Annotated in this window: 10 protein-coding genes; 8 read left to right on the top strand and 2 right to left on the bottom strand. The window is 72.9% G+C overall.

Features of this window, described 5'->3' with window-relative positions; genetic code table 11:
* The 6 genes from AB0958_RS42170 to AB0958_RS42195 all read left to right on the top strand — a co-directional run.
* On the top strand, positions 1-429 hold a 429-nt coding region (locus tag AB0958_RS42170), incomplete at its 5' end, for an alpha-glucosidase C-terminal domain-containing protein (RefSeq protein ID WP_366895802.1).
* Positions 430-460: 31 nt separating this feature from the next.
* Complete coding sequence (locus tag AB0958_RS42175; RefSeq protein ID WP_366895803.1) at positions 461-1,822, top strand: maltokinase; 1,362 nt, start codon at positions 461-463, stop codon at positions 1,820-1,822.
* Positions 1,823-1,826: 4 nt separating this feature from the next.
* Positions 1,827-4,031 carry a 1,4-alpha-glucan branching enzyme gene (gene glgB, locus AB0958_RS42180; RefSeq protein ID WP_366895804.1) on the top strand — a complete coding sequence of 735 codons (2,205 nt, stop codon included), beginning with the start codon at positions 1,827-1,829 and terminating at the stop codon, positions 4,029-4,031.
* Between the two features lie 105 nt (positions 4,032-4,136).
* Entirely contained in the window at positions 4,137-5,225 is a 1,089-nt protein-coding gene (locus tag AB0958_RS42185; protein WP_366895809.1) for a glutamate--cysteine ligase, read from the top strand.
* 129 nt (positions 5,226-5,354) lie between these two features.
* The gene (locus tag AB0958_RS42190) at positions 5,355-7,259 is read left to right on the top strand and encodes an AMP-dependent synthetase/ligase (protein WP_366895805.1); all 1,905 of its coding nucleotides are present in this window, start codon (positions 5,355-5,357) and stop codon (positions 7,257-7,259) included.
* Positions 7,260-7,354: 95 nt separating this feature from the next.
* Complete coding sequence (locus AB0958_RS42195; protein ID WP_366895806.1) at positions 7,355-7,786, top strand: ATP-binding protein; 432 nt, start codon at positions 7,355-7,357, stop codon at positions 7,784-7,786.
* A gap of 29 nt (positions 7,787-7,815) precedes the next feature.
* On the opposite strand, the gene AB0958_RS42200 is transcribed toward AB0958_RS42195, so the two are convergent.
* A complete protein-coding gene (locus tag AB0958_RS42200) occupies positions 7,816-8,625 on the bottom strand; it encodes a methyltransferase domain-containing protein (RefSeq protein WP_366895807.1) in 810 nt (269 codons plus the stop codon).
* Positions 8,626-8,872: 247 nt separating this feature from the next.
* Here AB0958_RS42200 and AB0958_RS42205 point away from each other — a divergent pair, with 247 nt between their 5' ends.
* Together AB0958_RS42205 and AB0958_RS42210 are read left to right on the top strand one after the other, a co-directional pair.
* Complete coding sequence (locus tag AB0958_RS42205) at positions 8,873-10,249, top strand: NAD(P)/FAD-dependent oxidoreductase (RefSeq protein WP_366895808.1); 1,377 nt, start codon at positions 8,873-8,875, stop codon at positions 10,247-10,249.
* A gap of 38 nt (positions 10,250-10,287) precedes the next feature.
* Positions 10,288-12,531, top strand: coding sequence for an FUSC family protein (locus AB0958_RS42210; RefSeq protein WP_366895810.1), 2,244 nt, complete (start codon positions 10,288-10,290; stop codon positions 12,529-12,531).
* Positions 12,532-12,538: 7 nt separating this feature from the next.
* Here AB0958_RS42210 and AB0958_RS42215 read toward each other — a convergent pair.
* Positions 12,539-12,648 (bottom strand): sigma factor-like helix-turn-helix DNA-binding protein (locus AB0958_RS42215; protein WP_366895811.1); only part of this gene is annotated, 110 nt, incomplete at its 5' end.

The following is a 12,648-nucleotide window of genomic DNA, read 5'->3' on the forward strand; positions in this document are numbered from 1 at the left end:
CCGGGGCGGCTGTACCTGCCCACGATCATGGACCCGGTCTACGGCTACCAGGTCACCAACGTCGAGGCCTCCATGTCCTCGCCGTCCTCCCTGCTGCACTGGACCCGGCGGATGATCGAGATCCGCAAGCAGAATCCTGCCTTCGGACTGGGGTCCTACACCGAACTCCAGTCGTCCAACGCGGCGGTGATCGCGTTCCTGCGGGAGTACGAGGACGACCTGGTCCTGTGCGTGCACAACTTCTCCAGGTTCGCCCAGCCCACCGAACTCGATCTGCGGGCCTACGACGGCCGGCACCCGGTCGAGCTGATCGGCGGGGTGCGCTTCCCCGCCATCGGTGAACTGCCGTATCTGCTCACCCTCGCGGGACACGGCTTCTACTGGTTCCGGCTCTCCCGAGTCGCCTCCCGCACCGGCCGCCGGCGCTGAGCGTGCGGAGCCGAGGAAAGGACGCGTCACCATGACGAAGACCGTCGACCTGCCCCGGAGCACGGCCGCGGGCCTCGACCTCGACGGGCCGCTGGCCTCGCTGGGCGCACTGCTGCGGGACTGGCTGCCCCGGCAGCGCTGGTTCGCGGGCAAGGACCGGCCCGTCACGGAGCTGTCCGTGCTGTCCGTGACCGAACTCCTCCCCGGCTGCCTGCATCTGCTCGTCCACGCCGACCACTCCGCGGGCGGGGACGCCTCCCCGTCGGGCGACTGCTACCAGTTGCTGCTCGGCGTGCGCCCGCACCGGACGCCCCGGCTGGAGCGGGCGTACATCGGCCGGGCCGAACAGGGCCCGCTGGCCGGGTTCGCGATCTACGACGCCCTGCACGACCCACGCGCCGCCGAGCTGCTGCTGGAACGGCTGCGCGTCCCCGGCACCGCCGGTCCGCTGCGTTTCGAGACCGCCCGCGAGGCCCGGATACCCGGTGGTCTCGCACCCCGGCTGCTGACCGCCGAGCAGTCCAACTCCTCGCTCGTCTACGGCGACTCCTACATCCTGAAGGTGTTCCGGCGGATCCAGCCCGGCATCAACCCGGACCTGGAGGTGCCCGGCGCGCTGGCGGCCCAGGGCTGTGCCCGGGTGCCGGCCCCGGTGGCCTGGTTCCGCACCACCGAACCGAGTCCCGCGACCCTCGGGGTGCTCCAGCCCTTCCTGCCCGACGCGGCCGACGGCTGGACCCTGGCCCTGCGCGCGCTCGCGACGGGGGACGAGTTCACCACCGAGGCGCACGAGCTGGGGCGGGCCACCGCCGACGTGCATCTCGCGCTGGCCGGCGCCTTCCCGTCCGCCGGCCGCGACGAACACAGCCGCACGGCCGAGGCGATGTCCGCGCGGCTGGAGGCGGCGGCGCACGCGGTGCCCGTGCTGCGGCCGTTCGTGCCCGGTCTGCGGGGCGCCTTCGAGGCGCTCGCCGCCTGTGACGGCGGCCCGCCCGCCCAGCGGATCCACGGCGACCTCCACCTCGGGCAGGTGCTGCGGGCGGACCGCGAGTGGTTCGTCATCGACTTCGAGGGCGAACCGTCACGGCCGCTCGCCGAGCGGCGCGGCCCGCAGTCTCCGGTGCGCGACGTGGCCGGCATGCTGCGGTCCTTCGACTACGCGGCCCGGCAGCGCCGCCCCTGGCGCCCGGAGTGGGCCGGCCGCTGCCGGGAGGCCTACTGCGCGGGCTACGCTGCCCGGGCGGGCTGGGACCCGCGCAAGAAGCACGCGTTGCTGCGCGCCCACGAGACGGACCGCGCGGTGTACGAAGTGGTGTACGAGGCCCGGCACCGGCCGGCCTGGCTTCCGGTTCCGATGGCCGCGATCGAGCGGCTCGCCCGCTGGGGAGGCTGACCTCATGGCATTGCGCGACTCCACGCTCCCCGAGCCCTCGGGACCCTCCAGTCCCACGGCCCCGCCGCTGGACGCGGCCGACCGCGGGCGGCTGCTGGCGGGCGCCCACCACGATCCGCACGCGCTGCTCGGCGCCCACCCGGTGGACGGCGGCACCCTCTTCCGTGCGCTGCGCCCGCAGGCCCGCGCCGTGAGCGTGCTGGCCGACGGGGTGCGCAGCCCCCTGGTGTCGGAGGGCGACGGGCTCTTCGCCGCCGTGCTGCCGTACGCCGAGGTGCCGTCGTACACCCTGCTCGTCGCGTACGAGGACGGCGAGCACGAGGTGCACGACCCGTACCGTTTCCTGCCCGCGCTCGGTGAGCTGGATCTGCATCTGATCCGGGAGGGGCGCCACGAGCAGCTGTGGAAGGCGCTCGGCGCCGAGCCGATGACCCATGACGGGGTGGCCGGGACCCGGTTCACGGTGTGGGCGCCGAACGCCCGGGGCGTGCGGGTCGCAGGGGACTTCACCTGCTGGGACGGCACGCAGTACCCGATGCGCTCGCTGGGCGCGGCCGGGGTGTGGGAGCTGTTCCTGCCGGGGGTGGGCGACGGCGCGCGGTACAAGTTCGAGATCACCTCCCGGTACGGCGGCCGGTTCCTCAAGGCCGATCCGATGGCCCGGCGCACGGAGGTGCCGCCCGCGACCGCGTCGATCGTGACGGTCGCGCGGCACGAGTGGACCGACGCCGAGTGGATGGCGCACCGGGGCGACACCCCCGTGCACGAGGCCCCGTTCTCGGTGTACGAGGTCCATCTGCCTTCCTGGCGCCAGGGGCTGACCTATCGTCAGCTTGCCGAGGAACTCCCCGCCTACGTCAACGACCTGGGCTTCACCCATGTCGAGTTCATGCCGGTCGCCGAGCACCCCTTCGGCGGCTCCTGGGGCTACCAGGTCACCGGCTTCTACGCGCCGACCTCCCGGCTCGGCACCCCGGACGACTTCAGGTACCTGGTCGACGCCCTGCACCGGGCCGGCATCGGCGTGATCATGGACTGGGTGCCCGCCCACTTCCCCAAGGACGACTGGGCGCTGGCCCGCTTCGACGGGGACCCGCTGTACGAGCCCGGGGACGACCGGCGGGCCGAGCACCCGGACTGGGGGACCTACGAGTTCGACCTGGGCCGGGTGGAGGTGCGCAACTTCCTGGTCGCCAACGCCGTCTACTGGTGCGAGGAGTTCCACGTCGACGGGCTGCGGGTGGACGCCGTCGCCTCGATGCTCTACCTCGACTACTCGCGGGATTCCGGGCAGTGGACGCCGAACGTGTTCGGCGGCCGCGAGGACCTGGACGCGGTGGCGTTCCTCCAGGAGATGAACGCGACGGTGTACCGGCGCGCGCCGGGTGTGGTGACCATCGCCGAGGAGTCCACCGCGTGGGACGGGGTGACCCGGCCGACCGACAGCGGCGGCCTGGGCTTCGGGCTGAAGTGGAACATGGGGTGGATGCACGACTCGCTGGACTACATCCGCCACGAGCCGGTCCACCGCAAGTACCACCACCACGAGATGACCTTCTCGATGGTCTACGCGTACAGCGAGAACTACGTCCTGCCCATCTCCCACGACGAGGTGGTCCACGGCAAGCAGGCCCTGGTGTCGAAGATGCCGGGCGACTGGTGGCAGCAACGCGCCAATCACCGCGCCTATCTCGGCTTCATGTGGGCCCATCCGGGCAAACAGCTGCTTTTCATGGGGCAGGAGTTCGCCCAGGGCGGCGAGTGGTCGGAGGCCGAGGGGCCCCACTGGTGGCTGCTGGACCCCGCGTACGCGGCCGAGGCCGATCACCGGGGTGTCCGGGATCTGGTCCGCGATCTCAACTCCGTGTACCGCACCCGGCCCGCCCTGTGGCAGCGCGACACGGATCCGGTGGGCTTCCAGTGGGTCCTGGGGGACGCCGCGGAGGACAACGTCTTCGCGTTCCTGAGGTTCGACGCCGAGGCCCGGCCGCTGCTGGCGGTCTCCAACCTCTCCCCCGTCGTCCGGCCCGGCTACCGTCTGGCCGTGCCCGAGGGCACGCCCGTCTGGCGGGAGATCCTCAACACGGACAGCGCGCGCTACGGCGGCGGAGACGTCGTCAGCAGGGGCCCGCTGCTCGCCGACGAGGGGGCGCTGCGGCTGACGCTGCCGCCGCTGGGCACCGTGTGGCTTGAGCCTGTCGCCCCGTAGCCCGCGGACGGCGCCCGCACGTGTTTCCTGCGCCGGGGCGGGGCAGTTCGGGTGAAAGACCCCGCCGCGCCCAGTCGCGGCCCGGCCGGAGGGCGGTTCCCCTTGCTGCGTACCGTCGGAGTGGAGGAAGAACTCCTGCTGGTCCACCCGGACAGCGGCGAGCCGATGCCCCAGGCGGCCGCCGTCCTCGACCGCGCCGCCCAGGACGATCCCGGGCAGCTGGTGTTCCAGAAGGAACTCTTCGGGCAGATGCTGGAGTTGGCGACCAGTCCGCAACGGGACATGGCCGGCCTCGGCGCCGAGATCGCCCGCTGCCGCAAGGAGGCGGCCCGGCTCGCCGGGGAGATCGGCTGCGCGGTCGCCGCGCTCGCCACCTGCCCGGTGCCCGTGGCCCCCGCGCTCACCCGGCACGACCGCTACCACTGGATGGCGGGACGGTTCGGGACCGCCACCACGGACTGGTTCGTCTGCGGCTGCCATGTGCACGTGTCGGTGGAGTCCGACGAGGAGGGTGTCGCCGTCCTCGACCGGCTGCGGCCGTGGCTTCCGGTGCTGCGCGCGATCAGTGTCAACTCGCCGTTCTGGCAGGGCTGGGACTCCGGTTACGCCAGCTTCCGCAGCCGGCTGTGGGCGCGCGGTCCGTCGGCGGGGCCGACCGAGCTGTTCGGCACGCCGCAGGGGTACCGGCGGCGGGTCGCGGACATGGTGGCCAGCGGGGTCATCCTGGACCCGGGGATGGTGTACTTCGACGCGCGCCTGTCCGAGCACTATCCGACGGTGGAGATCCGGGTGGCCGACGTCTGCCTGCGCGCCGACACCACCGTCCTCGTCGCCGCGCTGACCCGCGCCCTGGTGGAGACGGCCGCGCGCGACTGGCGGGCCGGCCGGCCGCCGCTCGACCACAGCGTGAGCATGCTCAGGATGGCCTCCTGGCAGGCCGCCCGCACCGGACTGGAGGCGGAACTCCTGCATCCGGTGACCATGCGGCCGCGCCCGGCGGACGAGGTGCTGCGGGCGCTGCTGGCGCACACCGCGGCCGCGCTGGCCGACAGCGGCGACACCAGCGGGGTCGAGGAGGCCCTGGCACAGCTGCTGCACAGGGGGACCGGGGCCCGCGAGCAGCGCTCGTTCCTGGAGCGCACCGGGAGCCTGCGGAACGTCGTCGTGGAGTGTGTGCGCCGTACGCAGGGGTGAGCGCATGTCATCGGGCGGACACGAGTTGACCGTTCCTGGCACGGGGCGCGCTCCCCTGGGCTAGATTCGACCCGCGTCGACGACAGTACCGATCGGGAGGGTCACCCTCCGTACAACCAGGAGCAGCGCATGCGCGACTACGCCCTCGCTCCGACGACCGCTTCGACCCTGACCGGCGGGCTCGCCGACAGCATCTTCGAGACGGCGGACCGGAACCCGACCCTGCCGGTGCTGGCGCGCCGGCCCGACGACCCGGCCGCGGGCTGGGAGGAGGTCAGCGCGGTCGAACTGCGCGACGAAGTGGTCGATCTGGCCAAGGGACTGATCGCTTCGGGGATCTCGCCCGGACAGCGCGTGGCCATGATGGCGCGCACGCGCTACGAGTGGACGGTACTGTGCCTGGCGTTGTGGTCGGTGGGCGCGGAGGTCGTGCCGATCCACCCGACGTCCTCCCGGGACCAGGTCGAGTGGATCCTGCGGGACGCCCGCTGTGTGGCCGTGGTGGTCGAGGACGAGCCGGCGGTCATGACCGTGGGCACCGTCTGCGAGGGCCTGCCCGGGCTCAGGCACGTGTGGCAGCTGGACTCCGGGGCACTGCCGGACCTGGTGCAGCAGGGCAGGTTCGTCCCGCTGACCACGGTGGAGTCGCTGCGCCGGATCATCATGCCGGACTCCACGGCGGCCATCACCTACACCTCCGGCACCTCCGGCCGGCCGCTCGGCTGCGCGCTGAGCCACCGCGGTCTCGCGTACCCGTGCGACACCCTGCTGGCCGGCTGGGGGCACACCGCCGCGCGCCCCGGCGAACAGGCCTCGGTCCTGGCCTACCTGCCGTTCTCGCACGTGTACGGGCTGATGATCATGGTGATCTGCCTGCGCGGCGGGATCCTGATGGGCCACGAGCCGGAGACGTCCGAGACGGCGCTGGCCTCGGCGCTCGGCACCTTCCGGCCGACCTATCTGTACGCGGTGCCGTCGGTGCTGGAGAAGCTGTACAAGACGTTCCTGCGGACCGCCCAGCAGTCGGGTCGCGGCGCCCTGTTCGAGCGGGCCGTGGAGACCGCGCGGGACTTCGCCGCCGCCGAGGAGCGGCAGCGGCTGGGCACGGGCGCGGGACCCGGCTTCGACCTGCGGCTGCAACACGCCCTGTACGAGCGCACGGTGTACCGCAAACTGCGGGCGGCGCTCGGCGGCCGGGTGCTGCGGGCCACCTCCGGCGGCTCCTCGCTCAGCCGTGAACTCACCCTGTTCTACGAGGGCATCGGCGTTCCCGTGCACGACGGGTACGGGCTGACCGAGTCCAGCGGCGGGATCACCATGCAGCCGCTGGGCCGTGAGAAGTCGGGCACGGTCGGCCAGGCCCTGCCGGGCACCCAGATCCAGGTGGCGGACGACGGCGAGATCCTGGTGCGCGGGCCGTCCGTGTTCCAGGGGTACGTCGGGGACGACTACGCGACCCGGGCCGCGCTGCGCGGCGGCTGGCTTGCCACCGGGGACATCGGGCGGCTCGATCCGGAGGGGTACCTGACCATCACCGGCCGCAAGAAGGACGTCATCATCACCAGCAGCGGCAAGAGTGTGGCCCCGGCGCCGCTGGAGCAGCGGCTGCGGATGCACCCGCTGGTGCACCAGGCGGTGGTCGTCGGTGACGACCGGCCCTGCGTGGGCGCGCTGATCACCCTGGACCCGGACTTCCTCGCGCACTGGCGGGGAGCGCTGGCGGTGCCGGGCGACTCGCCCCAGCGCGAGGCGCGGGAGGAGAACGCGCTGCGCGAGGAGATCGCCCGGGCCATCGCGTCCGCCAACAGTGTGGTGTCCCGCTCCGAGTCGATCCGGGTCTACCGGGTGCTCCAGGAGCCGTTCGCCCCGGGCAACGGAATGCTGACGCCGTCGATGAAGCTGCGCCGGGACGCCATAGCGCACCACTACGCGGCCGAGATCGACGCCATGTACCAGGCCCGCTCGCGGGCGGTTCGGCGGCCGGGTTCGCAGGAGCCGGCCGAGTGGGACGACGCGGACGACGTGTTCCGCTGAGCGGATCACGCGTAGCCTGCCCTCCTGCGGGCACTCGCCGCGAAGGAAGAGATCAGCACCCTGAGCACGGCCCGTCACGGGCCGGGAGAGACGAGATGCCGACCGGGCCACGGGACCGCAGACCATCTGGGGAAGAGACCCTCGACCGTACGGTCTCCTTTCCCGGCGAGCTGAGCAACGTGACCGGCGCCCGGCTCGCCGCGGACGGCTACCTGGCCGACCTCGCCCGGGTCGCGCCGCCCACCGCGCCGGAGTGCTGGGACGACATCCTGCTGGCGGTGACGGAGCTGGCCGCCAACGTCGTGCAGTACGCGCCGGGCCCCTTCGAGCTGCGGATGCGCCGTACCTACGACGGTGTCCACGTCACCATGCACGACACCAGCCAGGTCCCGCCCGAGCCGCGGCCCTTCCATCCGCACAGCGGCGGGGGCGGCGTCGGCTGGCACCTGCTGCACACCCTGTGCGACCAGGTCAGCGTGGTCGTCACCGAGTCGGGCAAGGACATCCACGCCTTCCTGCCCTGGTGAGACGCCGGTGGGCCGAGGAGCCCGGCGGCTCATCCGGGCCGGTGGGCGACCACCCCGAACATCGTCACCGACATGTGCAGGGCGCCCCGCCCGGCGGCATCGGTGAGGTCGGCGTACAGGGTGTCCCGCTGGTCCTCGGTGAGCGTGCCGGTGCGGACCGCGGACTCGCCGAGCATGCGGATCAGCGGCCAGGCGACCGTGCGGTGGTCCTGGAGCAGGGCCTGGGAGCCGCGGTCGTCCACCACGAACCCGGCCGCGCCGAGCTGGCCGAGCAGACGGCGCCCGGCGTAGGGGTTGGCACCGCGCAGGACGGTGGACATCAGCGCGCTCACCACGTCCGGCTCGGCGGGGTGCAGGAGGGTGGTGCCCCAGTCGGTGTCCAGGAGCGCCACCCGGCCGCCCGGACGCAGCACCCGGGCCATCTCGCCGACCGCCCGGTCCGGTTCGGAGAGGTGCTGGAGCACTCGCTCGCACCAGACGACGTCCATCGAGCCGTCGGGCATCGGCAGGGCGAGCGCGTCGCCGTCGGTGAAGCGCGCCCGGCTGTCCGCCGACCGTTCCTCGGCGACCGCGCGCAGCCCGCCGTTCGGCTCGACACCGATCGCGACCCCGTCCGGGCCGACGGCGGCGGCCAGGGCCCGGGTCTGTGAGCCGGTGCCGGAGCCGATGTCGACGACTCGCTCGCCGGGCCGTACCGCCAGCGCCTCCTCGGCCCAGGCGCGCAGCCGCCGCACCCCCGGATTGGCGTCCTGCGAGTCCAGGGCGCCCACCAGCTGAGCCACCCGGGCGGGGTCGATGTGCCGCTTCTGGAAGCCCGTGCCGGGCCGGGTCTGCGCCATGCGGGACACCCTACTGGCGTGCGTGGCGCCGCGGGGCGGTCGCAGAACGAACGGAAGTGCGGCGCATATCTGTACGTCAGCCGGTTACTCCGGACGATCGAGGGCATGCTGGAGCCCACGCGTTCGTCTGCCTGCGCCGCCCGGCTGGCGGAACGGCGTCGGGCACGGTGGGATCGAAGTGGTGCGAAGCAAGCGTTCCGGGGCATCCGAAGGGCGTGAATCCGGGCCTCTGGAGCAGCGGAAAGGGATGGACACCGTGACACGACCCAGGATCCTGGTGGTGGGCGCCGGCTTCGCCGGAGTGGGGTGCGTACGCCGCCTGGAGCGGAAACTCGCCCCGGACGAGGCCGACATCACCCTGGTGACCCCGTTCTCCTACCAGCTCTACCTGCCCCTGCTGCCCCAGGTCGCCTCGGGCGTGCTGACCCCCCAGTCGATCGCCGTCTCGCTGCGCCGCAGCAAGAAGTACCGCACCCGGATCATTCCGGGCGGTGCGATCGGCGTGGATCTGAAGTCCAAGGTGTGCGTGGTGCGCACCATCACCGACAAGCTCGTCGACGAGCGCTACGACTACATCGTGCTGGCCCCGGGCAGTGTCACCCGCACCTTCGACATCCCGGGCCTGACCGAACACGCCTTCGGCATGAAGACCTTGGCGGAGGCCGCCTACATCCGCGACCACGTCATCTCGCAGCTCGACCTGGCCGACGCCAGCGACGACCCGGCCGAGCGGGCGGCCCGGCTGCAGTTCGTGGTGGTCGGCGGCGGCTACGCGGGCACCGAGACGGCGGCCTGTTTGCAGAAGCTCACCCATGCCGCGCTGCACCGCTACCCGAACCTCGACCCCAAGCTGATCAAGTGGCATCTCATCGACATCGCGCCGAAGTTGATGCCGGAGCTGGGCGACAAACTCGGCCGCAGCGCCCAGGAGATCCTGGCCCGGCGCGGCATCGAGGTGTCCCTCGGGGTGTCGATCGACAAGGCCGGTCCCGAGGAGGTCACCTTCACCGACGGGCGGGTGGTGCCCACCCACACGCTGATCTGGACGGCGGGGGTGGCCGCCAGTCCGCTGATCGCCACGCTGGGCGCGGAGACGGTGAAGGGGCGGCTCGCGGTGAACGCCGAGATGAGCCTGCCGGGCCACGACGGCGTGTTCGCGCTCGGCGACGCGGCGGCCGTGCCGGACAAGGCGAAGGGCGAGGCGGGCGCGGTCTGCCCGCCGACCGCGCAGCACGCCATGCGGCAGGGCAAGGTGGTCGCCGACAACGTCATCGCCACCCTGCGGGGCCAGGCGCTCCGCCCGTACGTCCACAAGGACCTGGGACTGGTGGTGGACCTCGGCGGCACCGACGCGGTCTCCAAGCCGCTGGGCATCGAGCTGCGCGGGCTGCCCGCGCAGGCGGTGGCCCGCGGCTACCACTGGTCGGCGCTGCGCACCAACGTGGCCAAGACCCGGGTCGCGACCAACTGGGTGCTGAACGCGCTGGGCGGTGACGACTTCGTCCGCACCGGCTTCCAGGCCCGCAAACCCGCCCGGCTCAAGGACTTCGAGTACACGGACACGTATCTGACCCCGGAGCAGGTACGGGAGCGCGCCGAGGGTCCCGGCGACGTCACCGCGTGACGTCACCGCGCGACGCGGGGCACGGCCGGGCGGGTGCGGTGGGGCGGCGGCCGCTGTGGGCGGAGGCGTGGGGCCGGCTCGCGGCGGTCGACCCCGGGCTGCTCCGCTTCACCGCCGGTCTGCGCACGGTCACCTCGATCGCCCTCGCGCTCGCCGTCCTCGCGGTCCTGCGGGTGACCGTGTTCCATCTGGTGGCCGCGGCCATCACGGCGATGGTGGCGACCTTCGCGATCCGCGAGAAGCAGCTCCCGCAGCAGGCCGTCACCCTCGCCCTCGGCCTGCCGGTGGCGCTGGCCTCCGTGTCGCTGGGGGCGCTGCTCAACCGGCAGGTGGTGCTCGGCGACCTGTTCTTCGTGGCGCTCATCTTCTGCGCGGTGTACGGCCGCCGCTTCGGCGACCGGGGCACCGCGCTGGGTCTGATCGGCTTCCAGATCTACTTCGTCTCGCTGTTCGTGCACGCGACCGTGCCCGCGCTGCCGGGCCTGTACGTCGCGATCACGGTGGCGTTCGGCTGCGCCGCCGTGGCGCGTTTCCTGCTCGTACGGCAGACTCCGGCGGGCATCCTGGACCGGCTGCGGCGCGCTTTCAGGGCCCGGTTCGCCCAGTTGGTCGCCGCGCAGGCGGCCCTGCTGGACGCCGGTCCGGACGAACTGGACAAGGCGGTGGAGGAGGTCAGGGTACGGACCGCCCGGCTGCACGAGACGGCGCTGCTGATCCAGGGGCGGCTCGCGGACGGCACCTCCGACGAGGCGGTCGCCAGGCTGGTGCAGCGCCGCATCGCGGACGCCGAGATCGCCGCCGAGCGGCTCGGTCTGCTGCTGCTCACCGCCCGCGGCGCCGGCCGGGCCGACACCCTCACCCTGCATCTGCCGGGGGCCGCGCTGCCGTCGGCCGCTCGGGAACCGGTGCGGGACGAGTCGATGGGACGGCTGCGGCTGGACCTGGAGGCGCTGCGGCTGCTGGTGCTGCGCTCGGCCGGACCGCGGTCCGGGACCGCGCTGGCCCAGCTGCGCAACCGGCTGCTCGGCTACCGCGAGGAGGATCACCTGCCGCCCGCCGCGCCCGCCGTCCAGGACGTCTTCCGGGGCATCGGTGAGACGGCACGGGCGGTGCTGGGGCTGCGGATCGCCATGGACGGGCCGCAGGACGAGTCCGACGACACCCCGGCGACCTCCCGCTCCCGTGAGGAACTGGACGCCGAGGACGCGGCCATCGGGGGCGCAGAGGAGAGCGAACCCGAGCCCGAGAAGGCCACCGGGCTGCGCCGGCCCACCACGCGGGCGGCGGTGCAGGTGGCGGTCGGCTCGTCGCTGGCCATCGTGGGCGGCGAGTTCCTGTCCGCGCAGCGCTGGTACTGGGCGGTGCTGACCTGCTGGATCGTCTTCATCAACACCGCGTCCACCGGCGAGATCCTGGTCAAGGGCTACCGACGGCTGCTGGGCACGGTCCTCGGCGTGGTGGCCGGCATCGGCCTGGCCGGGCTGGTGGGGCACCACACCTGGACGGCGTTCGGGCTGGTGCTGCTGTTCGTCTTCGCGATGTTCTACTCGGCTCCGCTGTCGTACACCCTGATGTCGTTCTTCGTGACGGCGATGCTGGGCCTGCTGTACACCCTCCTCAACACCTTCAGTCTGGACGTGCTGGTGCTGCGGGTGGAGGAGACCGCGCTGGGCGCGGTGTGCGGGGTGATCGCGGCCGCGGTGGTGCTGCCCGTGCACACCGGCCACCGCACCGACGAGCTGCTGGCGGAGACGCTGGACCGGCTGGCGGACGTCACCCGGGCCGCTGCCGAGCAGCTGAGCGGGGCGCCGCCGGTGGACCTGGTGGAGAAGGCCCGCGACCTGGACCAGGCCCTGGCCGACCTGCGGGCGGCCACCGAGCCACTGACCCATCCGATCGCCCCGTTGCGGTCCCGCCGGGACACCGCCCGGTACGTGGTGGCGCTCCTGGAGACCTGTGCGTACCACGCGCGTTCGCTGGCGGCGACGGCGGAGCTGCTGCCCTCGCATCCGGCGATCGCGGCGGACCCCCGGCTGCGCGGGGCCGGCCGCCGGATCGTGCACAACATCGAGGCGCTCGCCGCCCACGTGGCCGGCCGGCAGCCGGCCCCCGCGATCGAGACCGGTTCCAGCATCGCGGCGATGCTGGAACCGGGCACCCTGCGCGCCCCGCGTTACGGCCGGGTGACCGACCGCGTGCTACGGCACCTTCAACGGCTGGACGAGGCCGTGGTGGGCCTGGCCCGGCCGCTCAAGGTACCGGTCGGACCGCGCACCGGCTGACCCTGGCTCAGGACGAGCGTCCCATCGCTTCGGCGCGGACGCGGGCGCAGCTGCGGCTGATGAGGCGGGAGACGTGCATCTGGGAGATGCCGAGCTGGTCGGCGATGCGGCTTTGGG

This window comes from Streptomyces sp. NPDC006655 (assembly GCF_040703965.1).
Taxonomy (GTDB): Bacteria; Actinomycetota; Actinomycetes; order Streptomycetales; family Streptomycetaceae; genus Streptomyces.